20 protein-coding genes are annotated in these 23,214 nt (G+C 55.8%); 7 read left to right on the plus strand and 13 right to left on the minus strand.

The window, feature by feature from the left end; all coding sequences use genetic code 11:
* Nucleotides 1–3 precede the first annotated feature (3 nt).
* Complete coding sequence (gene sdaAA / locus JT718_RS15120; protein WP_205503546.1) at nucleotides 4–909, minus strand: L-serine ammonia-lyase, iron-sulfur-dependent, subunit alpha; 906 nt, start codon at nucleotides 907–909, stop codon at nucleotides 4–6.
* A 179-nt stretch (nucleotides 910–1,088) separates the two neighbouring features.
* Between sdaAA and JT718_RS15125 the strand changes: the two genes are divergently transcribed.
* Both JT718_RS15125 and JT718_RS15130 read left to right on the plus strand, forming a co-directional pair.
* On the plus strand, nucleotides 1,089–1,679 hold the full coding sequence (locus JT718_RS15125; RefSeq protein ID WP_205503547.1) for a Crp/Fnr family transcriptional regulator: 591 nt from the start codon (nucleotides 1,089–1,091) through the stop codon (nucleotides 1,677–1,679).
* Between the two features lie 67 nt (nucleotides 1,680–1,746).
* A complete protein-coding gene (locus JT718_RS15130) occupies nucleotides 1,747–2,310 on the plus strand; it encodes a DinB family protein (RefSeq protein WP_205503548.1) in 564 nt (187 codons plus the stop codon).
* 20 nt (nucleotides 2,311–2,330) lie between these two features.
* Here the strand turns inward: JT718_RS15130 and JT718_RS15135 are convergent, their stop codons facing one another.
* On the minus strand, nucleotides 2,331–3,776 hold the full coding sequence (locus JT718_RS15135; RefSeq protein ID WP_205503549.1) for a thioredoxin-like domain-containing protein: 1,446 nt from the start codon (nucleotides 3,774–3,776) through the stop codon (nucleotides 2,331–2,333).
* A 306-nt stretch (nucleotides 3,777–4,082) separates the two neighbouring features.
* Here JT718_RS15135 and JT718_RS15140 point away from each other — a divergent pair, with 306 nt between their 5' ends.
* Together JT718_RS15140 and JT718_RS15145 are read left to right on the plus strand one after the other, a co-directional pair.
* Complete coding sequence (locus JT718_RS15140) at nucleotides 4,083–4,874, plus strand: phosphatase PAP2 family protein (RefSeq protein WP_205503550.1); 792 nt, start codon at nucleotides 4,083–4,085, stop codon at nucleotides 4,872–4,874.
* A gap of 132 nt (nucleotides 4,875–5,006) precedes the next feature.
* A complete protein-coding gene (locus tag JT718_RS15145; RefSeq protein WP_205503551.1) occupies nucleotides 5,007–6,515 on the plus strand; it encodes an NAD(P)H-hydrate dehydratase in 1,509 nt (502 codons plus the stop codon).
* 91 nt (nucleotides 6,516–6,606) lie between these two features.
* On the opposite strand, the gene JT718_RS15150 is transcribed toward JT718_RS15145, so the two are convergent.
* From JT718_RS15150 to JT718_RS15200, 11 genes are all read right to left on the minus strand, one after another.
* Entirely contained in the window at nucleotides 6,607–7,464 is an 858-nt protein-coding gene (locus tag JT718_RS15150; RefSeq protein ID WP_205503552.1) for a UbiA prenyltransferase family protein, read from the minus strand.
* A gap of 168 nt (nucleotides 7,465–7,632) precedes the next feature.
* Complete coding sequence (locus tag JT718_RS15155) at nucleotides 7,633–8,196, minus strand: inorganic diphosphatase (RefSeq protein ID WP_205503553.1); 564 nt, start codon at nucleotides 8,194–8,196, stop codon at nucleotides 7,633–7,635.
* Nucleotides 8,197–8,239: 43 nt separating this feature from the next.
* Nucleotides 8,240–9,907, minus strand: a complete 1,668-nt coding sequence (gene pafA, locus JT718_RS15160) for an alkaline phosphatase PafA (protein ID WP_205503554.1) — start codon at nucleotides 9,905–9,907, stop codon at nucleotides 8,240–8,242.
* Nucleotides 9,908–10,100: 193 nt separating this feature from the next.
* The gene (gene atpG / locus JT718_RS15165) at nucleotides 10,101–10,994 is read right to left on the minus strand and encodes an ATP synthase F1 subunit gamma (RefSeq protein WP_205503555.1); all 894 of its coding nucleotides are present in this window, start codon (nucleotides 10,992–10,994) and stop codon (nucleotides 10,101–10,103) included.
* Between the two features lie 76 nt (nucleotides 10,995–11,070).
* Complete coding sequence (gene atpA / locus JT718_RS15170) at nucleotides 11,071–12,651, minus strand: F0F1 ATP synthase subunit alpha (protein ID WP_205503556.1); 1,581 nt, start codon at nucleotides 12,649–12,651, stop codon at nucleotides 11,071–11,073.
* A gap of 2 nt (nucleotides 12,652–12,653) precedes the next feature.
* Nucleotides 12,654–13,211 (minus strand): ATP synthase F1 subunit delta, encoded by a 558-nt coding sequence (atpH, locus tag JT718_RS15175; RefSeq protein WP_205503557.1) that lies wholly within the window; start codon nucleotides 13,209–13,211, stop codon nucleotides 12,654–12,656.
* A 70-nt stretch (nucleotides 13,212–13,281) separates the two neighbouring features.
* The gene (locus JT718_RS15180) at nucleotides 13,282–13,776 is read right to left on the minus strand and encodes a F0F1 ATP synthase subunit B (protein ID WP_205503558.1); all 495 of its coding nucleotides are present in this window, start codon (nucleotides 13,774–13,776) and stop codon (nucleotides 13,282–13,284) included.
* Between the two features lie 117 nt (nucleotides 13,777–13,893).
* Nucleotides 13,894–14,154 carry an ATP synthase F0 subunit C gene (atpE, locus tag JT718_RS15185; RefSeq protein WP_205503559.1) on the minus strand — a complete coding sequence of 87 codons (261 nt, stop codon included), beginning with the start codon at nucleotides 14,152–14,154 and terminating at the stop codon, nucleotides 13,894–13,896.
* Between the two features lie 36 nt (nucleotides 14,155–14,190).
* Nucleotides 14,191–15,267, minus strand: a complete 1,077-nt coding sequence (gene atpB / locus JT718_RS15190; protein ID WP_205503560.1) for a F0F1 ATP synthase subunit A — start codon at nucleotides 15,265–15,267, stop codon at nucleotides 14,191–14,193.
* Between the two features lie 43 nt (nucleotides 15,268–15,310).
* Nucleotides 15,311–15,676 (minus strand): hypothetical protein, encoded by a 366-nt coding sequence (locus JT718_RS15195; RefSeq protein WP_205503561.1) that lies wholly within the window; start codon nucleotides 15,674–15,676, stop codon nucleotides 15,311–15,313.
* 24 nt (nucleotides 15,677–15,700) lie between these two features.
* On the minus strand, nucleotides 15,701–15,937 hold the full coding sequence (locus JT718_RS15200) for an AtpZ/AtpI family protein (protein ID WP_205503562.1): 237 nt from the start codon (nucleotides 15,935–15,937) through the stop codon (nucleotides 15,701–15,703).
* Nucleotides 15,938–16,256: 319 nt separating this feature from the next.
* Here JT718_RS15200 and porW point away from each other — a divergent pair, with 319 nt between their 5' ends.
* Genes porW through uvrC form a run of 3 tightly spaced genes read left to right on the plus strand, consistent with a single transcriptional unit; the run spans nucleotide 16,257 to nucleotide 22,968 of the window.
* Nucleotides 16,257–18,845 (plus strand): type IX secretion system periplasmic lipoprotein PorW/SprE, encoded by a 2,589-nt coding sequence (porW, locus tag JT718_RS15205; protein ID WP_205503563.1) that lies wholly within the window; start codon nucleotides 16,257–16,259, stop codon nucleotides 18,843–18,845.
* Nucleotide 18,846: 1 nt separating this feature from the next.
* Entirely contained in the window at nucleotides 18,847–21,141 is a 2,295-nt protein-coding gene (locus JT718_RS15210; RefSeq protein ID WP_205503564.1) for a penicillin-binding protein 1A, read from the plus strand.
* A 15-nt stretch (nucleotides 21,142–21,156) separates the two neighbouring features.
* Complete coding sequence (gene uvrC, locus JT718_RS15215) at nucleotides 21,157–22,968, plus strand: excinuclease ABC subunit UvrC (RefSeq protein ID WP_205503565.1); 1,812 nt, start codon at nucleotides 21,157–21,159, stop codon at nucleotides 22,966–22,968.
* Nucleotides 22,969–23,214: the final 246 nt, after the last annotated feature.

Raw genomic sequence — 23,214 nt, forward strand, 5'->3', positions numbered from 1 at the left:
AGGTTACTCGTGCTCCTCGTCGGGCAGGATCTCCACGTCCTGTACCAGCACCAGGTTCTCTATCTCGCGGCCTTTGGGGGTGTTGGCCAGCCCTCCCAGGGCCGTTTCCTTGTACTTGGTTTCCATGCTCTGTCCTACTTCGCCCAAGGCCATCACGCACTGGTCTACCGGAATTACGGGGTTCACGCCGGCAATGGCAATCTGGGCGCTGGAAAACGCAATGGCGGCCGCGCTGGCGTTGCGCACAATGCAGGGCACCTCCACCAGCCCCGCCACCGGATCACAGATGAGGCCCAGCATGCACTGGATGGTGATGGCCACGGCGGCAAAGGTCTGCTCCACGCTCCCGCCCAGGCAGTACACAATGGCTCCGGCGCCCATGGCGGCTGCGCTGCCGGTCTCGGCCTGGCACCCGCCCACCGCCCCCGCCAGGGAGGCATTGGTTTCAATGATGAGGGCAATGCCGGCGGCTACCAGCAGCCCCTCCAGAATTTTGCGGTCCTCCAGCCCGTGCAGGTCCTGGAGCGTGGTTAAGATGCCCGGCAGGATTCCCGAGGCCCCGGCGGTGGGAGCCGCCACCACCCTGCCCATGCAGGAGTTTACTTCCTTGGCACCCAAGGCCCGGCTGATGAGCTGCTGGAACTCGGCCGACAGCACGGTGACCGGGGCGGCGGCTACTTTCTTGGCCCCGTTGTTCACCATGCCCGAGCGGGAAGTCATGTCCTGGGTGAGGCCGGCTTTCACGGCATCGCGCATCACGTCATAGGCCCGCTGCAGGCCGGCCCAGATTTCTTCCTCGGTGCGGCCCTTCTGCTCCATCTCGTACGCCAGCACCGCCTGGTACAGGGGCTCTCCCGTGGTCTGGCAATGCTGTTCCCAACTTGCGAAATCATTGAATAATATTGACATTCCTGTTTCTCCTCTTCTGTACAGGGCCTGGAGCCCTGTTGTCTAACGCTCTCTTTTTTACGAAAATCTGCCTGTTTAAGAGCAGCCATCCTATAAAATTACGCAGAAGAAACAGATTTTAGGTATCTTCTGGGGCAGGAAACGCCAAAAAAAGCAAACATTTGTTTTTGCCCTGCTTTATGCCCGTTTTCCCGAAAACTGCCCTAAATCTCACCCCTATGCTGGCCGACCTGCTGCAACAAGTTCCGCTCTTCACCCCCGATGACGTGGAGGCGTTCCTGCCCCTCTGGAAGAAGCGCCTGACCGTGCCCCGCGGCGATTTCCTGATCAGGGAAGGACAGGTGGAGCAGCACCTCTACTTTGTGGAAAGCGGGGCCCTGCGCCTGTACCTGCCTACGGCGCACGAAGAAATCTGCGTGGGCTTTGCGTACCCCAATACCCTGATCACCGCGTTTCCGTCATTGGTTACCCAAACCCCCTCGCAATACTGCATTCAGGCCCTGCGGCGGAGCGAACTGGTGGCCATCACTAAGGCTGATTTTGACCAGATTCAGGAAAAACGGCCTATATTCGGGAAGTTCTGGCGGATGGAGCTGGAGAAAGCCCTGGTTGGGAAAATTGAGCGCGAGGTAGACCTGCAACTGCCCGACCCCGCCCAGCGGCTGGAGCGGCTGCTCCGGCGCAGCCCGCACATTTTCCAACTGGTGCCCAGAAAGTACATTGCCTCTTACCTGCGCATGACCCCAGAAACGCTGAGCCGCATCATGTAAATCTTGATTTGGATCAAGGACTGGTCACCGGCGGGCCGCTACCTTTGGTAAAAAAAAGAGAAGCCCCATGGACGCAACAACTTTCCTTACGCAATTACAGCAGCAGGCCCAAACCCAGCAAGCCCTGGTTCGGGCGGAGTTCCTGCCCCTGGACGCCGCCCTCCTCAACGCCAAGCCCCACGCCACTGGCTGGAGCGCGCTGGAGTGCCTGGAACACCTGAACCGCTACTGTCGCTTTTACCTGCCCCACCTGGAGAAAGCCCTTTCCGCTGCGCCTATTTCGCCCGGCAACCTGCCCGTGCGGTATTCCTGGATCGGGCGGAAGTCGCTGGCGGTGGTAGACCCCAGCAGCCCCAGAAAGCACAAGACGCTCAGGCACATGAACCCGCACAACAGCCGCCTGACCACCGCCGTGGTAGACGAGTTCCTGCAGCACCAAGATAGATTGCTCTCCCTCTTCGCCTTGGCGCCAAAGGCAGACCTTAACCAAAAAAACATTCCGGTGGAGTTCTTCCGCCTGCTCAGGATGCGGACCGGCGAGGCTCTGGAGTTCTTGCTGGCGCACCAGCAGCGTCACCTGCAGCAGGCCCTTCGCGCGAAAGCGCAGCCAACCATCAGCCTGGTGGTGTGAGGGAAGCCTGGTGGCCTCTATTAGCCCTGTTCCCAGGCTGCCAGTGCTTCCGGAAAGCGGACCTGCACTATCTCTCGCTCGCCGGTTTCCAGGTTTACCTTCCAGAGTTGGTGGGCGTTGGTGTTGGTGATCCAGAGACGGTCCTGGTGGAAGAGCACATCGTTGGGCTCGTCTAAGCCGGCCACCACCGTCTTGATGCGTTGTTTAGCTAGGTCCATCACCTTTATCTTGCCGTTGTAGGTGTCTGCCACGTACAGCTGGCCCGCGTGGGCCGTGATGCCCATGCAGTGCTGCAGGTACGCCTCGTAAAAGTCGCCGTCCTCATCACCAAACTCAAACAGGCCCCGCCCGATGAGGGTAGTCACCGAGCCCTGGTTCACGTTCACGGCCCTGATGGCGCTGGCCTCGGGGTCTGCCACGTACAGGGTGTGGTGGTGGAGCGCAAGGCCGCTGGGTTGGTTGAAGGCCGCCTCCTGCAGGGAACCATCGGCGAGGGCCTCGCGCCCGGTGCCCGCAAAGCGGTACACGCGCTGGGTAGCCAGGTCCATGCGCAGGATCTGGTGGTTGCCCGCGCTGGCGATGTACAGCTGGTCGTCTTTCAGGGCCAGGTCCCAGGGGCTGTTGGGGTTTACGGGCACGCCTCTCTGCTCATGGAAAAAGTAATAGCTGAGCTCGCCGGTGCCGGCCACGGTGCTTACGTTCCTGGTTTGCAGGTTCACCTGCCGGATGGCGTTGTTCTTGGCGTCTGCCACGTACAGGAAGTGCCCGGCCAGGGCCAGCCCGTGCGGTTCATTGAACGTAGCCTGGGTTGCGGGCCCGTCTGCAAAGCCCTGTTCGCCGCTGCCCATCACCTCCAGAATCTGGCCTGTCTGGTCCAGCTTTAAGATGCGGTTGTGGCCGCTGTCGGACAGGTAAAGGTGCCCCTGCTCCCCGGCGATGAGCTTGGACGGAAACCTGAGCACCGAGGCCTCGGCAGGTTCTGGCCTAAACCGGAACGGCTCGCGGTTGAGCGCTTCCCCGAAGGTTTCAATAAGGTCGTCCAGGTGCGGTTTGATGATGTCGTAGATGCCTTCGCCGGGTTTCTGACCCACTACTTTGCCGTTGGGGTCAATGAGCACTACGGTGGGCCAGGCGCTCACGGCATACTGCTTCCAGACCTCAAAATCAGCATCGTTCACCACGGGGTGCTCAATGCCAAATTTGAGGATGGCCTGCCGGATGGCGTTCTGCCGTTTCTCGGCGTCAAACTTGGCCGAGTGCACCCCAATCACCACCAACTCACGGGCGTACTCCCGCTCCAGGCGCTTGAGGTCTGGGAGAATGTGCTGGCAGTTGATGCAGCCGAAGGTCCAGAAGTCCAGGAGCACGATCTTGCCCCTGAAATCTTTGAGGGTGTAGGCTCTATCAGTATTAAGCCAGCCATGGCGGGTGTTTATCTCAGGGGCATTCACGCGTCCGGTAAGCATAAGCAGATCTTCTTCAGGGAGTAAAACAGCAGGATGGTACTTTCTAAGGCAACAGTAGCACTGCTACAAGATAGACAAAAATCTAGTTTCAGGAAGCGGGCGAAAACGTTTGGGTCTCCTGGGCAGGTCAGGCCTCCGGGAGGCTTCCTGGCCGCGGGCTCTCCTAACCCTCTTTGCCTTCCTTGCGTTTCAAACGTAATTTCTCAGAAATAGGCTTAAAACAGGGGCGGGCCCTGGGCCTCTGTTTTCGCTTTTTAAATATGTACCACCTTAACCTGTTTTCTATCACATAAACCTCTACGCCCCTTGAACTGCAAACAACTCCTGACCACCTGTCTCCTGTGGGTTTCTTTTTCCACCGGAGTGATTGCCCAAGTACCCGTTCCAGACACCAGCGCGGTAACGCAAAGTCGACCCGCCGTAGCTTCAGCCGCTCCCCCGGAAGACCGGCCTAAAACTTCCCACTACCTGAAACGGGCCGTGTTGCCGTCGGCGGTGCTCATCGCGGCGGGGATTTCCACCATCAAGGGAAATGGCTTTTACAGCAGCTATGACGCCAGCCGCGATGCCCGCGAGGCCTTTCCCAACTTCAGCACCACGCTGGACGATTACCTGTTCTTCGTGCCCATTGTGGGCTTGTACGGCTTTAACCTGTTCTCCTCGCAGAACAAGCATGACATCAGGCGGCAAACGGGACTGGTACTGGCCTCAGGGGTGCTCACCACGCTCATGGTGTACCCTACCAAGATCCTGACGGCGCAGGAGCGGCCCAACGGCCTGCCCCGGGCCTTTCCCTCGGGCCACACGGCGTACGCCTTTACCATTGCCGCCATTGTGGACAAGGAGTTCAGGGGCAAGAGCAAATGGATCAGTATTGGCAGCTACACCATTGCCTCGGCCACGGGCGTCATGCGCGTCCTGAACAATGAGCACTGGATGGCCGATGTGCTGGCAGGCGCGGGCGTGGGCATTCTCTCGGTGAACACCGTGTACTTTGTGCATGACCGCATCATGCGCAACAAAGGCCTCAACAGCAGCGTCATGCCCACGGTCTTACCCAACGGCAAAATGGGTCTGGGCTTTGTGCTCCAGTTCTGAAGAATGTTGATTGTTGATTGTTGATTGTTTTTGATAAAATGGCCCCAAAACAGCGTATGGAAGACAACTCAACTTTAGGCCCATTTCCTACTATATGAGAACAATCAGCAATCAACAATTAACCATAAAGAGATGAAGATTCTGAGTGCCGCCCAAACCCGAGAAGCCGATGCCTACACCATTGCCCATGAGCCTATTTCCTCGCTGGACCTGATGGAGCGGGCGGCCGCGGCGCTGGTGCAGTGGCTGGAGCAGGCCTACGCCCCGCAGGTGCCTTTCTTTGTCTTCTGCGGCCCCGGCAACAACGGCGGCGATGGGCTGGCCCTGGCCCGATTGCTGCACCATGACGGCTACGACGTGCAAGTCTATGGAATAGCCGAAGAGCAGAAGTTCTCCACCGACTTTACCCAGAACCTGAAGCGGCTCCCCGAGGCAGTACCGATGACCAGGGTATCTTCGCTCGCCGACCTGCCCCCTGCTTTGCCTGCTCACGCGGTTACGGTGGACACGCTGTTCGGCTCGGGGCTTTCCAGGCCGCTGCAGGGATTGTATGCCGATGTGGTCACTTACCTTAACCAACAGCAAGCCCCGGTCGTCTCCGTGGACCTTCCCTCCGGCTTGTTCACTGATGCGCCTACCCCGCCCGGATCAGCGGTGGTGCAGGCCCACACCACCCTCACGTTTGAGCGGCCCAAACTCAGCTTCTTCCTGCCGGCCTCGGGCGCGTATGTGGGCAACTGGCACGTGCTTCCCATTGGTTTGCACCCGCAGTACCTGGGGCAGGTAGAATCTCCTTACCACTTTCTCACGCCCGAGGCAGTGCACGAGCTTTTGCGGCCCCGCTCAAAGTTCTCTCATAAGGGTACGTTTGGCCACGCGTTGCTGGTAGGTGGCAGTTACGGCAAGATGGGAGCCATTACCATGAGCGCCCACGCGGCCCTGCGGGCGGGAGTGGGCTTGCTCACGGTAATGGTGCCCCAGATTGGATACCAGGTGCTGCAGACGGCGGTGCCCGAAGCCATGGTCCTGACCGATGCGCATGAGCATTACCTTACCGGGTTTCCGGAGGAAGTGGGCAATTACCAGTGCCTTGGCGTAGGGCCGGGTCTAGGCCAGGCCGAAGCCTCCCGGCTGGCCCTGGAGCAACTGTTTCGCCGGAAGTTGCCGCCCCTGGTGCTGGACGCCGATGCCCTGAACCTGCTGGCCACTGACCGGCTCCTGCGCCAGCAACTCCCCCCCGACAGCATCCTGACCCCGCACCCCAAGGAATTTGAGCGGCTCACCGGCCCCGCCACCGATGATTTCCACCGCCTGCAACTCCTGCAGAGCTTCTGCGCCGAGCACCACTGCTACGTGGTATTAAAAGGTGCCCACACCTGCATCGGCACTCCGGCGGGCGAGTTTTACTTCAACACCACCGGTAACCCGGGCATGGCCACCGGCGGCACCGGCGATGTGCTTACCGGTATTTTGACGGGCTTACGGGCCCAAGGCTACTCCGCCCTGGAGGCTTGCCAACTGGGCGTGTACCTGCACGGCCTGGCGGGCGACCTGGCGGCCAAAGCCGAAGGAGAAACTTCCCTGATTGCCTCTGACTTGTATAAATACCTCGGCGCCGCCTTCCTGCACCTGGCAAAGTAGTTTGCGATTTTACCGTTGGCCTGACCGGTGTTTCAGGCTGGTTTTTCAGAAAACGGGCGTAAAACGCCGGTGCCTTAAAGAGACGCGTTCCTTAGCTGTACAGGCTCAGCAGCCAGACCAAAAGGAACTGCACCAGCATCATGCCGTCAGCTAAGATCAGGAAGTAGTACTGGGACCGGTACTCATGGGCGTACCACACCACCAGCGCGGCACCTACGCCCGCCAGGCCCAGTGCCACCCGTACCAAGGGCTCGGTGCCGGCGGGCAGCAGGAGCGCGTACAGGAACAAGGTGAACAATGCCAGTTTCTTGGTGGTGGGCACTCCCCATTTGGTAGGGAAGGTGGTGGTTTGGGTAAGTTTGTCTTTGTACACATCACGTATGTCAAAGACCAGCGTGAGGGAAAAGATGAACAGGAAGCGGCGCAGGAACAGGATCAGGTTCTCTGAGGCGAACAAATCACGGTCTACCTCCATGAGGGGCAACTGCACCGTTACCGCCGCCCAGACATAGGCAATGAGAAACACCTTCAGGAAGGGAATATCGCGCAGCGGAATGTAGCGTTCGCCCTCGGGCACCACGGCCACCGAGTACAGGCCGGCCACCACCACCAAGTGCAGCAGGAACCAGAAGCTGAGGTCAAACAGGGCCGTCCAGTACAGGTAGAGGACGCACAGGGCACTGGCCACGCACATGAAGATCAGCTCCAGCCGGTACTTCTGAATCCATGCGGTGCGCGGCGAGTGGGCCACCTCCTGGTTAAACTTGTAGGGCACCAGGCTGTCGGCGTTGTATACGAAGAGGGTGGCAAAAAACACGATTCCGCCCAACCGGATAGAAACCGGGATTCCGCTCAGCAGGTAGGTCTCCCACACCAGCAGGGCCGCGCAGAGCGAGATAAACACGTTGCTGTACAGAATAAAATTCAGGATGTTCTGGAGAACCCTCATGCTTTTGGTTGGTCAATGGCAGTATGCCCCTTGCAGCGGCAAAGTACGCTTGCGGTCACGTGCGGTGCAACTCTTGAAAACGCTTTCTCTTACCCCGGCGCAGAAATGAAAAGCGCCGCTCTCCTATACGGAAAGCGGCGCTTTTCTACCAACTGTTTTTACAGCTTCTTAGCCGTTGTTTCTGAAGGTGGTGTTGTACAGCTCAATGCTTTGCTCAATGATGCGGTACGCGTCTTCGCGGCCCAGGAAGTTCTCTACAATCACCTCTTTGTTCTCCAGCTTCTTGTAGTCTTCAAAGAAGCGCTGGATTTCCAGCAGGGTGTGCGGAGGCAGCTCAGAAATATCATTGATATGCTTCACAGACATATCGTTGGCGGCCACGGCAATGATCTTGTCGTCCTCCTCGTTGTTGTCAATCATCTGCATCACGCCAATTACCTTGGCCTCAATGAGGCACATGGGAGCCACGTCAATGGAGCAGATCACCAGGATGTCCAGGGGGTCTTTGTCGTCGCAGTAGGTCTGCGGAATAAAGCCGTAGTTGGCCGGGTAGTGCACCGCCGAGAACAACACGCGGTCCAGTTTCAGCATGCCGCTGTCTTTGTCCAGCTCATATTTGGCTTTGGAGCCCTTCGGGATTTCAATAATACCGGTTACAATCTTAGGCGCGTCCTCACCGTAGCTTACCTGGTGCCAAGGGTTAGACGAAGTTTGCGTTGTAGTTTCTGACATACTAATTATTTCTATTCTATTTTAAATCTCAGCGGCCTGTTTCTTACCGCACGTACTCTAGTAAAGCTCTGCCCATGGTTCCGTTGGGCTCCTGAATGCGCAGCCAGGCCGCCAGGGTGGGGGCAATGTCCATGATCTCGGTTCTTACCGTGGTCTCGCCGGCCGGTACCTGCCACCCGTACCACAACAGCGGAATATGGGTGTCATACGCCCAGGTGCTGCCGTGGGTGGTGCCTTTGGCAATGGCGCGGCCGTAATTCTCATACCAGCCCGGCTGATAGGTGAGTAGTACGTCGCCGGACCGGTACGGCATGTAACCGTTCTCCACCAGCATGCCCAGGCCCCTCTCCCAATGCGACTTCATGAGGGCATCGGCGGTAAAGGAACGCAAAACGCCCGGAAAACGCTGCATGAACCGGGCAACCTCTTCCTGCACTTCCACCAAATTAGCCTTTTTGCTCTCAATTACCGCATGGTTCAGGTAAATCTGTTGGTTCATGAACGAACTTACCCACTCAGCCGCCCCAAACTTGGCGTTCAGGTGCTTCTTCAGGGAATCGGTCATGATGCCGTTGTTGGTATTTCCGGCGGGAATCCTCAACTGCTTCAGGTAATTGGGGTTGTGCGCGGCCCCGTGGTCGGCGGTCAGGAAGAGTAAGACGTTTTCCTTGCCCAAATGGTTGTCCAGGAACTTCAGAAAGTCGGCCAGGTCCTGGTCCAGGCGCAGGTAGGTGTCTTGTACCTCAATGGAGTTTGGCCCGTACTGGTGGCCTACGTAGTCTGGCGTGGAGAAACTTACGGCCAGGAAGTCGGTAACCGTCCCCTTGCCCATGTTCTCAGCTTTGATGGCCTCTACCGCGAACTCCTTGGTGTAGGTGTTCCCGGCCGGAATGGAGCGCAGCAAATCATACGTTTTGCCTCTGTATGCCGGAATATTGTGCGGAAACACGGGCTTCTGCTCCCCGGAGAAGGTTCCCTCAAAAGGCTGGTCATCAGCGGCGCTTTCAGTATACTGCTCAATGGGAAGCAAGGTGCTCCAGGGTTGGCTCAGGTACTGCTCGGGCAGTTTACGGTTATTGAACGCCTGCACCCACGCCGGAAGCTCCTGCATGTAGTAGGTGCTGGTGATCATGTTCCCGTTGCTCCCATCATACCAATAAGCCGCGTTGGCCGCATGCCCGGCTGGCAAGATAGATCCCCGGTCTTTCAGGCTCAACCCAATGACCTTGCTTTGCTGGTTGGTGGCCAGTTTGAGTTCATCGGTAATGGTGGTGGAGATCATGTTCACCGGCGACATTTCCCCGGCCCTGGAAGCGCTTCCTACCGTCTTCACCGTCTTATCCTCGGCACAGTAGATGTTGCGGCCCGTGGCCCGGTTGTACCAATCATTGCCCACAATACCGTGGATGGCGGGGGTGGTGCCGGTGTAGATAGAGGCGTGACCCGGGCCTGTATAAGTGGGCACGTAGTTATAATGGTTGTTGCGGAAGTTGAAGCCTTCGCTTAACAGCCGTTTAAAGCCACCTTTGGAATATTTGTCCCAAAAACGATACAGGTAATCGTACCGCATCTGGTCTACCACAATACCCACCACCAGCTTTGGCTTGTCGGGCAGTTTCGCCTTGGACTTCTTTCTCTGGGCACCCGCCGGGTTACTGCCTAGCAGCAGGAGCACCAGCAATGCCCAGACAGTAGCTACTCTTTGTTTCATTCTGTATGGTTTACAAATTCTGTTTCTGAGCCGTTTTCTTTGAAACAGCCCTAAAACGCAAAGATATACAGGCAGCCCTTTCTACCCTTCTTTTCCGGCGGCCGGCCGTGAAATTAACCTTGCGGTAATATACCCCCAAAAAGCAAAACGCCCATTTTGCAATGGGCGCCGCTCTGTAAGGGTTATCAAGGAATTATCTTCCGGCTGCAAGGGCTTCGGCACCACCCACAATCTCCAGGATCTCAGTGGTAATGGCGGCCTGCCTGGTACGGTTATAGGTCAGCTTCAATTGCTTGAGCAGTTCACCGGCGTTGTCGGTGGCTTTGTCCATGGCGGTCATCCGGGCCCCGTGCTCCGATGCGTTTGACTCCAATACTGCCTTGTAGATCTGAATCTTCAGGGACTTAGGAATCAACTGCTCCACAATCTCCTCTTTGGAAGGCTCAAAAATATAGTCCAGGGCCGCGTTGCTGGCAGCACCCTGCTCCTCAGTGTTCTCCTGAATGGGCAGGAACTGCTCGGTGCGGATGATCTGGGTGGCCACGTTCTTGAACTCGTTGTACACCACCTCTACGTGGTCATAGTACCCCGTGCGGAAACCTTCCATGGCGCGCTCAGCGGCAACTCGTACCGTCTCAAACGACAGGTTGGCGAAAACACCGGTGTAGTCTCCGGCCAGCGGGAAATTACGCTTGTCAAAGTACTCGTGCCCTTTCTTCCCGATGGCCATGATCTCTACGTTGCCTGCGGCTTGCTGGGCACTGTAGCGCTCACTGATCAGGTTGTTCACGGCTTTCATCACGTTAGAGTTGAACGCCCCGCACAACCCCCGGTCTGAGGTAACGGCAATGATCAACACCCGCTGCACGTCGCGTTTCTGCGCATAGACATTCTCGCCCCCTTCGCCCCGTACGGTTGAAAGGTTGGCCAGAATGTTGTTCAGACGCTGGGCATAGGGACGCATGCGCATGATGTTGTCCTGCGCCCGGCGCAATTTGGCCGCCGCCACCATTTTCATGGCTTTGGTGATCTGCTGCGTGGAGCTGACAGAGACAATCCGGTTGCGTACTTCTTTTAAACTAGCCATTTAATAGTTAGTCAAGTATAGACAGAGAAAGAAGAGCATACGGAGACCCGTGCTGCTCTTCTTCTGTTGATTTTAATTATTTACGATATCTGGCAGTGAGCTCACGCGCTACTTGCTTCAGCGTGTCAGTCACGTTGTCATCAAGTTTACCGGCTCTCAACGCATCCAACACAGGGCGGTGCTGCGCGTTCAGGGTCATCAGGTACTCTTTCTCAAAGGTACGCACCTGGTTCACCGGCACGTCGTCAATGAGGCCGTTGGTACAGCAGTAGATCATGGCTACCTGGTCTTCTACGGCTACCGGAGAGAACTGGGCTTGCTTCAGCACCTCCAGGTTGCGGCGGCCCCGCTCAATGGTGAGCTTGGTAGAGGCATCCAGGTCAGAACCGAACTTAGCGAAGGCTTCCAGCTCGCGGAACTGCGCCTGGTCCAGCTTCAGGGTACCGGCTACTTTCTTCATGGACTTGATCTGCGCCGAACCACCCACACGTGATACCGAGATACCTACGTTGATGGCCGGACGGATACCTGAGTTGAACAGGTTGGTCTCCAAGAAGATCTGACCGTCGGTGATGGAGATCACGTTGGTTGGGATATACGCCGAAACGTCACCTGCCTGGGTCTCAATGATAGGAAGCGCGGTCAAAGAGCCACCACCCTTCACCAAGTGACGGATAGACTCTGGCAAGTCATTCATGTCTTGCGCAATGGCGTCTGAGGCGTTGATCTTAGCGGCACGCTCCAGCAAACGGGAGTGCAGGTAGAACACGTCACCTGGGTAGGCCTCACGTCCTGGCGGACGACGTAGCAGCAGAGACACCTCACGGTACGCCACGGCTTGCTTAGACAAGTCATCATACACTACCAGGGCTGGACGGCCGGTATCACGGAAGAACTCGCCAATAGCGGCACCGGTGAACGGCGCGTAGAACTGCATTGGGGCTGGGTCAGCAGCCGGAGCGGCTACTACCACGGTGTACCGCATGGCACCACCAGCCTCCAGGGCGTTCACAATCTGCGCTACGGTAGAGGCTTTCTGGCCAATGGCTACGTAGATACAGAACACAGGCTCACCACGGTCAAAGAACTCACCCTGGTTGATGATGGTATCAATGGCCACGGCGGTTTTACCGGTCTGGCGGTCACCAATGATCAACTCCCGCTGACCACGGCCAATCGGAATCATGGAGTCAATGGCTTTGATACCGGTTTGCATGGGCTCATTTACCGGCTGGCGGTAGATTACGCCTGGTGCTTTTCTTTCAATTGGCATGTCGTACAGCTCACCCACCAAGGGGCCTTTGCCGTCGATGGGCTGGCCCAGGGTGTTCACCACGCGGCCTACCATGCCTTCACCTACGCGAACGGAGGCAATTTTATTTGTTTTCTTAACTGTATCGCCTTCTTTGATGTCGCTCCAGTCACCCAACAATACCGCACCCACGTTGTCCTCTTCCAGGTTAAGAACAAGGGCTTGCAGACCATTTTCGAACTCTAACAACTCACCAGACTGCGCCTTGGATAAGCCGTAGATACGAGCAACACCGTCTCCTACTTGCAGAACCGTACCAACTTCTTCCAGTTCAGCTTCTGTTCTGAAGTTTGACAGCTGTTCTCTTAAAATCGCTGATACTTCATCAGGTCTAACTTCTGCCATGATTATAGTTTAGTAATGTATGGATTCTCTTTAAACTTGTTTTTCAGTTTCTGCACATTGGTACGCACCGTGTTGTCAATTTGCTGGTCGCCAATGCGCAATACGTACCCGCCAATCACGGCCGGGTCTACCACTTCTTGCAACTCTACCGTTTTGCCGGTGCGCTCTACCACCATCTGCTGGAAGGTAGCGCGCAATTCTGGGGTGAGCGGCACGGCAGTGGTCACCGTTGCCTTCTGAATGCCTTTTACCTCATTGTACTGCTTCACAAACTCTGTGGCCACAGACTCCAGAATCTCCTCACGGTTTTTCTGGGTGATGATCTTGAAAAAGGCATTCGTTAACTCACTTACCCTGCCCCCGAAGAGTGAGGTAAGGATGGCGAGTTTTTTATCATGCTTGATAATCGGGTTGCGCAGCACCAGGCGTAAGTCACGGCTATTCTCCAGGGTCTGGGAGAAGAAGCCCATATCTTCATACACTTTCTCCAAAGAACCTTTCTCCTGGGAAAGCTCCAGCAGAGACTTCGCGTATCTGGAGGCAACTCTTTCTTCTGACATTTCTTTCTCTTGCGTGGTTTAACGATTCACTTCCTTTTAAGGGCGGGAAGCATCTCGCCGGTCCGGGGTATTAGCTCAGGCGGGCGTCCTGCAGGTAGCTTTGTACCAGCGCACGCTGGGCTTGCTCGTCCTGCAACTCACGCTTAATCAACTTCTCGGCAATGTCAATGGACAAGGTTGCGGCCAGGTTCTTCACTTCGGTGAGGGCGGCTTTCTTCTCGTTCTCAATAGACAAGCGGGCCTGCTCAATCATGCGGCTGCCTTCTTCGTTGGCTTTGGCACGGGCGCTTTCCACCAGGTGGTTGGCGGCGTCGGTGGCGTCTTTCAGGATTCGGTCACGCTCGGCACGGGCCTCGTTCAGGAGACGCTCATTGTCTGCTTTGAGCGACTGCATCTCCAGTTTGGCTTTTTCGGCCATGCTCAGGGCAGAATCAATAGACTCTTCGCGCTCCCGCAGGGCACCCATGATAGGCTTCCAGGCGAATTTAGACAACAAGAAAAGCACCACAAGAAAGGTGACTACTTGCCAGAAAAGTAATCCTAAGGCTGGGGTTACTAATTCCATTATATTATTAGGTTTAGGTATGAAGGGAGTACCTTCCGCAACTTATACGTTCTACTTACTACGATTACATCTCGCCGTCCAGACCAATCGTCTGGACGGGAGATGTAACAGGCATTCTTAGCGAATGAAGGAAATCAGAAGGCACACTACCACCCCGAACAGGGCAACACCTTCAATCAGAGCCGAAGCAATGATCATGGCAGTCTGGATACGGCCACCAGCCTCTGGTTGTCTGGCAATAGATTCCATGGCAGAGCCACCAATTCTACCGATACCCAAACCAGCACCAAGCGCCACTAAACCTGCACCGATACCAGCACCCAGAATAGCTAAACCAGCACCTTCTGAAAAAACTTGAAGCAATAATGCTAACAACATAGTAGTAGATATATATAGTTAAAAAAGGAATTCAGATTAATGGTGGGCCTCTACGGCGTGCGGGGCGTCTCCGTGCCCATGGTCCCCGTGCCCGTCATGCTCTTCTACCGCGCCGCCAAAGTACATGGCAGAAAGCAGCGTGAAGATGTACGCTTGTAGCAACGCCACAAACAGCTCCAGGAAGTTCATAAAGATGGCGAAGGCAACACTCACCGGCGCAATAGCCACACTCTTGAAGATAAAAATCAAGCTGAACAAACTCAGGATTACAATGTGGCCGGCCGTGATGTTAGCGAACAAACGCACCATCAACGCGAAGGGTTTGGTAAGGATCCCCAGCAACTCCACCGGAATCATGATAGGCGCCAACCAACCCGGCACACCCGGGGTAGCGAAGATATGCCCCCAGTAGGCTTTGTTACCGCTAAACAGGGTGATCAACAGGGTCAACACCGCCAGCACCAGCGTTACTGCAATATTACCGGTAAGGTTTGCCCCGCCTGGCATTAAGCCCAACAGGTTATTGAACCAGATAAAGAAGAAGATGGTCAGCAGATAAGGCATGTAGCGCTCATACTTGGGCCCAATGTTGGTTTTCCCGATCTCATCTCTGATGAAGATGATGATAGGCTCAAAGAAGGACTGCACACCGTAAGGCGCTCTTCCACGGGTTTTCTTGTAGCGGCCGGCAATTGTCAGGAACACGGCAAAAAGCAGGATCACGCTCAGGAACATAGAAGCCACATTCTTGGTGATAGAGAAGTCAAGCGGGCCCACCGGTTTTGCTTCCCCGTTTTCGCCCCTCTCTATCCGCGGCTCGCCTTCTTCATTGGCGTAATAGATGTGGCCATGATCCATGACATACCCTTTGTAAGGGCGCGGCTTGCCATGCTCATCATAGAAATTGGAGGAAGAGAAAATCTCCAGTCCATTTTCCCCATATAATATAACTGGCAGCGGCAGCACCACTCCATGCGCGAACTCCCAGACATAATCATCCCCAATGTGGTGGGTAATCATCTGCCCCGGGCTAAATTCACCACCCTCGGCAGATTCTGCCGCTTGGGCTGAAAAAGTAAGTACAGAAAGAAGGAAAACGAGTATCTTTTTCATTCAGAGCGATTTAAAAGAAGCATATTGGACGCAACATGCTTCCTCAGATTTGCTTTTTTGAATTTCGGCGCAAGTTACTCAACAAAGCGTAGATTTCAAATGCGGTATACGTAAAATAAAGGACGAAAAAGTTGAAGACGAACTGCATCACCTGCTCCTCATGGTAAAACCGGTACAGAAAAATTGCAATTATGCAGAAGACCATGCGCACCCCCATGGAGGTAAAATAGTACACATGTAAATTCGCCTGATCGTGCTTTAGGCCCAAATGGGCAACATAATGCGAAAAGCTGGTCACAAAAAGAAAGAAGGCCAGCATGTACCAGATATAGGAATGAATCAATCTGTCGCCGGTAAGTTCTACCAATGCGGTCACCAGCAGAACCAGCACCCCGGTGATCAACAGCAAGCCCCTAATAAAATTCACCCTTCTCTAGTCCTTTCTGGTAAGTGATACAATAACAGAATACATGCAGGCAAACACGGCAATGACCAGGAGGCTCAACGTCCACCAGGGCGTTTGGTTCTGGAAGTACGCGTCCAGCTTACGCCCGCCAATGGCCGCCAGGGTCATGATGGCAATCATCTGAAACGCCAGACCCGAGTACTTGAGGTACGGTTTTACCTCAGAGTTGCGTTTGGGTCCGGTAGAGGGCTTGTTGGGCTCCATGCTGCTTGTTGCTCCTGTTCCTGCAAAGGTACTAAACGGGCCTGCCTTTGGCAGAAAGATTTTTGGTTCTACGGCGTTTTAAGAAAAACAACCCAGAAACAGGTAAGGTTCGCACGTATTCTGCCTTTGTAGGTTTATCTCTTGCCCCGCTTCTTGCGTACCAAGAGCATAAAAAAATGTATGTTTGCTTATGGGTCCGGGCACCGCGCACCAGGGCCCACCAGCACACCTCCGTTTCAGGCTTATTTTCGCCAGAACAGGCATAAAATAAAACCGGGCGCTACGTAGTTCTACTAGTATTCCATCATTTGACTTTACGTTGAAACTGACACGTTTTCTTTTACTTATTCTTATACTGAGCACGCTTGCCGGCTGCTCGGCAGACAAGCCCCTGGGCAAACTGTACCGGAACATCAATGCCCGGTTCAACGGCTATTTCCTGGCCTGGCAGAAAATGGAGGAGATTGAGAAGCGCTTGGCTGCTGCCACGGTGAATGACTACAACCGCATCCTGGACATCCTGCCCCCAGTCGATACCACCACCCTGAAGACCCTGGCCCCTGACCTGGACGAGGTCATCAAACGGGCTTCTTTCCCCATTGTGCGCCACCCAAAATCACGGTGGATAGACGACTGCTACGTGCTCATTGGCAAGGCCCGCTACTACCAGGGCGAAGACGCCGAGGCCATGAAAACCTTCCGGTTTGTGCAGACCACCAGCCCAGACCGCCACGCCCGCCATGAGGCCATGATCTGGATGATGCGCCTGTACCTGCGCCAGAAGGAGTACGACAACGCCATCTCCATCTCTGAGCAGTTCCGGAAAGAGCGCATGAACGAAGAGAACGGCCGCGAGCTGCTGTTGACCCGCGCGCAGTTGGCCAGCATCCAGAACAACCTGCCTCTGGTGATTGAGAACCTGGAGAAAGCCATTCCCTTTGCCCATGAGCGCGACCAGGAGGCCCGGCTTCGGTTTATCCTGGGCCAGCTCTACCAGACCACCAACCAAGACACCAAAGCCTACGAGCAGTTTGCCAGGGTACTCAAAAAGCGTCCGCCCTATGAACTGGGCTTCTACGCCAACCTGAACCTGGCCCAGGTAACCGAGCTGAAGGACGAGGCAGACCAGGAGAAGGTCAAGAGTTTCCTGTACAAACTGGCCAAAGACCAGAAAAACACCGAGTACCTGGACAAAATCTACTATGACTTGGCCAAGCTGGAGCTCCGGGAGAAAAAGTACCCCGAGGCGCTGAATCTGCTGCAGAAGTCCACCGGGGCGTCTACCACCAACACCGTGCAGAAAGCCTACTCCTATCTGCTGTCCGGGCAGATTCACTACGAGAACCTGCAGCAGTATGGCCTGGCGCAGGCGTACTATGACAGCACGCTGCAACTGCTGCCCCCTACCACCCTGGGCTACGAGGAGCTGGCCGACCGACGCACCGTGCTCACGGCCTTTACCCAGCAACTGGAGATCATCCGCACCGAAGACAGCCTGCAGGCCCTGGCCCAGCTGAGCGAGGCGGAGCGCGCCCAGCGCGTTGCCCAGCAGATTACCCGCGAGCGGGAGCAGGAGCAAGCCGCTGCTACCGCGCTGGCTGCCGCCAATGCCCGTCCTACTACCCCTACCACGCAAACCGGTACGCTGCCCATCGGGGGGGCCGGTACCCAAGGCAGCGCCTGGTACTTTGACAACCCCGTGGCCCTGGCGGGCGCCCGCAACGACTTCCTGCGCACCTGGGGAGACCGGCCTTTGCAGGACAACTGGCGCCGCATCACTGCCATTTCTGGGGGCACCAACCTCACGGCCGGCACTACCACCGCCACTACCGTTGACAGCGCCGCCCTGGCCGCTGCCGCCGCGCAGAAACAACAGGCCTACCTGGCGGCCATTCCGGTGACGCCAGAGCAGCGCCAGGCCTCTGACAAGCGCCTGGAGGAAGCCCTGTTCACCCTGGGCAACATTTACCAGCAACGGCTGCGCGAGCCCGAGAAGGCCGCCCAAACCTTTAAGCGGCTCCTGGAGCGGTTCCCCAACTCCACCCACGCCTCAGAGGCCTACTACAGTCTGTACGTGATGGCCCAGGGCTTGCAGCAGACCGACCAGGCCGCCGGCTACGCCAAAGCCCTGAAAGAGCGCTTTCCTAACTCTAAATACAGCAAGCTGATTGACCAGCCCGACTTCCTGCGCACCTACTCGGCGGAGAACCTGGCGGCCCATGCCCTGTATGACTCGGCGTACGTGCTGTATGAGCAAGAGGAGTACCCGCAGACCCTGGCCGTTTTGGCGGCCCTTTCCCAAAAATACCCCCAAAACGACATTCCGGACCAGATAGCCTTTCTGCGGGCCCTGGTGACGGGCAGAACCCAGTCGCCGGTGGTCTTCCGCAACGCCATGGAACAGTTTGTGATCCAGTTCCCAGAAAGCCCGCTCCTGCCCAAGGCCCGGGAGTTCATGAACCTGTATGCCCGTTATGAGAGCGGCGATCTGGCGAAGGCTCCGGTGGTAAGCGCCCCGTACGTTCCCAAGGAGGAGGTGCCCACCTATAAGGCTGAGCGGAGTCAACCGCATCACTTCGTAATTGTGCACACCGGCGACAGTACGGCCCTTCGCCAGCTCATCACCGCCTATGGCACGTACAACAACCGTTTCCACCCCAAGAAGCAGCTTACCATAGAACCCCAGCCGTTTGGCGACAGCACCACGCTGCTCCTCATCAAGTCGCTGCCCGATTATAAGGCCGCCGAACAGTACGCCAGACTGCAGACCGCCCGCAGTTCACCATTGGCCACCTTAAAAGGCCCGAAATTTGCTACCTTTGTAATTACTGAAGCCAACCTGACCTTGTTAAGGAAGTTAGGGGATATCGCGCAGTACGTAGCTTTCTTTGAAAAAAATTACCAATAGCATGTCGCCATTGCCTACTGATAAGTACCGGAAGATCATTTCGGCACTTTGGCTCTTTTTTGCGGGAGGATTTGTGTTCTTCCTGTTGTACGTTTTTGCCGTTAGCATCAATTTCCTGAACCTGTTTGGAGACCTTCCGGACCTGAAGACCCTGGAGAACCCCAAGAGCGAGCTGGCCTCTGAGGTGTATTCAGAGGACGGCCAGCTCCTGGGCAAGTACTTCCGGGAGAACCGCAGCCCCGTTACCTATGAGCAGCTTCCCAAGCACCTGGTAGACGCCCTCATTGCCACCGAAGACATCCGGTTTGAGGAGCACTCGGGCATTGACTTCAAGGGTACCCTGGCTGTACCGTACTACAAACTGACCGGTAAGCAGGACCGCGGCTCCAGCACGCTTACTCAGCAGCTGGCCCGTAACCTGTTCCGCACCCGCGACGACCTGAACAACGGCTTGCTGAGCGACGTGCCCGGCCTGCGCATGCTCATCATCAAAACCAAGGAGTGGATCATGTCGGTGAAGCTGGAGCGCTCTTACACCAAGAAAGAGATCCTGCTCATGTACCTGAACACCGTGGATTTTGGCAGCAACGCGTACGGCATCAAGGTGGCCGCCAAGACGTTCTTCAACAAAGCCCCTGAGCAACTCACCCTGGAGGAAGCCGCCACCCTGGTGGGCGTTCTGAAAGGTCCGTCTTACTACAGCCCCGTGAGCCGCGAAGAGCGCTCAAAGAACCGGCGCAACACGGTGCTGAACCAGATGCTCAAGTACGGCTACATTGATGAGCCTACCTATGAGGTGGCCAGCCTAAAGCCCATCAAGCTGAACTTCAACGTAGAGAACCAGAACAAAGGCCTGGCGCCGTACTTCCGCACCGAGATTGGCAAGACGCTGGTGCAGTGGTGCCGCGACAACGGGTTTGACCTGTACGCCGACGGACTTAAGATCTACACCACTATTGACTCCCGCATGCAACAGCACGCCGAGGCCGCCGTGGAGCAGCACATGAAAGTGATGCAGCAGGAGTTCTTTAAGCAGTGGAAAGGCCGAAACCCGTGGGTAGACGAGAACGGCCGCGAAATCAGGGGATTTTTGGCAGACCGGATGAAAAACACGGCCCGCTACCGCAGCCTGGTAGAGCAGTACGGCGACAACCAGGACTCCATCAAGTACCACCTGAACCAGAAGGTGCCCATGCGCATCTTTACCTGGAAAGGCGAGAAAGACACGCTCATGAGCCCCATGGACTCGCTCAAGTACTACAAGCACTACCTGCACGCCGGTTTCATGGCCATGGACCCCTTGAGCGGCAGGGTGAAAGCCTGGGTAGGCGGCACCAACTACAAATACTTTAAGTACGACCACGTGAAGCAAGGCGCCCGGCAGCCCGGTTCCGTGTTTAAACCATTTGTGTACACCACCGCCATTGAGAACGGCTATTCGCCCTGCTACTCGGTAACGGATGCCCCGGTGACCATCATCAACCCCGATGGCAAACCCTGGACGCCTAAGAACAGCGATGGCCGGTACTCGGGCCGCCGGATGACCCTGCGCGAGGCGCTGGCCCTCTCGGTGAACAGCATTACCACGTTCCTCATGAAGAAACTGGGCCCTGAGGCGGTGGTATCCACGGCCAAGCGCCTGGGCATCACCACGCCGCTGGACCCGGTGCCGGCTCTGGCGCTGGGTTCCAGCGATGTCACCCTGTATGACATGGTGGGCGCGTACGGTACGTTTGTGAACAAAGGCGTCTGGAACCAGCCGCAGTACCTGCTGCGCATTGAAGACAAAAACGGCAATCTGCTGCACGAGTTCGTGCCCAAGTCGCTGGAAGCCCTGAGCGAGGAAACCGCTTACCTGATGGTGCACATGCTGCAAGGCTCCGCCGATACCCGCGGTGGTACTGCCTATTACGGCCTGCGCCACCGCTACGGCCTCAAAAATGAGATTGGCGCCAAAACCGGTACCACCTCTAACTACTCAGACGCCTGGTTCATGGGCATTACGCCAGACCTGGCCGCCGGTGTGTGGGTAGGGGGCGAAGACCGCAGCATTCACTTCCGCAGTGCGGCGTATGGCCAGGGCAACAAGCTGGCCATGCCCATCTATGCCATCTTCATGAAGAAGGTGTACGCCGATAAGTCGTTGAACGTGTCCAAGGCGCCGTTCCCTAAACCATCGCAGCCGCTGTCTATGCAGATCAACTGCGGCTACAGCGCTCCGCCCACGGTGGTAGACTCGGTAAAAAAAGAGCAAACTCTTACGTTACCTCAGAACGTAGAAGAAGGGACGTTCTAAGAGAAAGCATTGACTATGGCTGTTGAGGAGTTATTGAAGGAGCAGATCAGGCATTTACCGCACAGGCCCGGCATCTACAAGTTCTATGATGACAAGGGCATTATCTATGTGGGCAAAGCCATTGACATCCGCAAGCGGGTGAGCAGCTACTTTAACCGCTCCACGCAGCACAACAAGAAAACACTTAAGCTCATTTCGCAGATCAAGCGGATTGAGTTCACCATTGTAGACAGTGAGGCTGATGCTTTTTTGCTGGAGAACAACCTCATCAAACAGCATCAGCCCAAATACAACATCCTGCTGAAAGACGGGAAAACGTACCCGTACATCTGCATCACCAATGAGCGGTTCCCCCGGGTGCTGAGTACCCGCAACAAGCTGAACGATGGCTCACGGTACTTTGGGCCTTACCCCACCGGCACCAGCATGTACGTGCTCCTGGAGCTTATCCGGACGCTGTACCCGCTGCGCACCTGTAGCTATAACTTAAGCCAGGCCAACATTGAGGCTGGCAAATTCAAGGTCTGCCTGGAGTACCACATTGGCAACTGCAAAGGTCCCTGCGAAGGCCTGTATGATGAAGCCGAGTACAACCAGCACATTCAGCAGATCCGGAACATCCTGTCGGGGAACCTGTCCATCGCCAAGAACTATTTCAAAGAGGCCATGTCCAAGGCGGCGGCCGAGCTTCAGTTTGAGCAGGCGCATCAATTTAAACGGAAGCTGGACCTCCTGGATGATTTTCAAGCCAAGTCAACGGTGGTGAGCCATACGCTGACCAACATTGATGTGTTCACTATTTCCTCCAATGAGAAATGCGCCTTCATCAACTACTTAAAGGTGATGAACGGCTCCATTATTGGGACCCAATCGCTGGAACTGCACAAGAAACTGGAGGAAACCGACCAAGACATTCTGGCCTCAATGATCATGCAACTGCGGCAGGACTTTGAAAGTACCGCCAGGGAAATCTTGGTGAACATTGATAACCTGGAGGTGCCGCTGGATGGCGTCACCATCACGGTTCCGCAGATTGGCGACAAACGCAAACTGCTCAACCTTTCCCTCAAGAATGCGCTGTACCTGCGCAAAGAGAAGGAAAGCATGCAGGACAAGTCTAAAGACACCAATGAAGTGCGCATTATGGAAACCATGAAGCGCGACCTGCGGCTCAAAGAGCTGCCCCGGCACATTGAATGCTTTGACAACTCCAACTTTCAGGGAGATAACCCGGTGGCCTCCATGGTTTGCTTCCGCAATGCAAAGCCCTCTAAAAAAGACTACCGCCACTTCCACATCAAAACCGTGGTGGGGCCCGATGACTTTGCTTCTATGTATGAAGTAGTCACCCGCCGCTACCGTCGCCTGCTGGACGAAGGCGCCTCCCTGCCCCAGTTGATCATCATTGACGGGGGCAAAGGGCAGTTAGGCATGGCTGTGAAAGCCTTGAAAGACCTTGGCATTTACGGGCAGGTGGCTATTGTGAGTATTGCCAAACGCCTGGAGGAGATCTTTTACCCCGGCGATTCACTTCCCCTCTACATTGATAAGAAATCTGAGACCCTGAAGCTGATTCAGCGCCTCCGGAACGAGGCCCACCGGTTCGGGATCACGTTCCACCGATCCCTGCGCGATGCGGGTACCCTCCAGACGGAGCTGACCAAGGTAAAAGGCTTAGGACCGGTAACGGCAGAAAAGCTGCTCAGCAAATTCAAATCGGTGAAAAAGATTGCCGAACTATCCCTGCAGGAATTGGAGGCAGAAGTGGGCAAGAGCAAAGCAAAACTCCTGCTAGACTATTTCTCGCAGCCAAAGGCCAAGGCCTGAGCTTTCCCCGTTTTGGAGCTGATTTCCTGAAATTAGGTCTAAAACAGCCTTTGGGCCCTCAAGTCTTTTCCCAAAAGCCATGGTTTCTCGTTCCACATCATATAGTCTAAGGGGCTAGACTTCCCTTTGCTTGAACTCTCTGTTGGGCAATCATCCTCTAATGCCTGTTGGGATATGGACTACGATTTATTCATGTAGGGGCAATAAAAAAGGAGACCGTTTCTGGCCTCCTTTTTTGATTTTATG

Source organism: Rufibacter psychrotolerans, assembly GCF_016924645.1.
GTDB classification, from domain to species: domain Bacteria; phylum Bacteroidota; class Bacteroidia; order Cytophagales; family Hymenobacteraceae; genus Nibribacter; species Nibribacter psychrotolerans.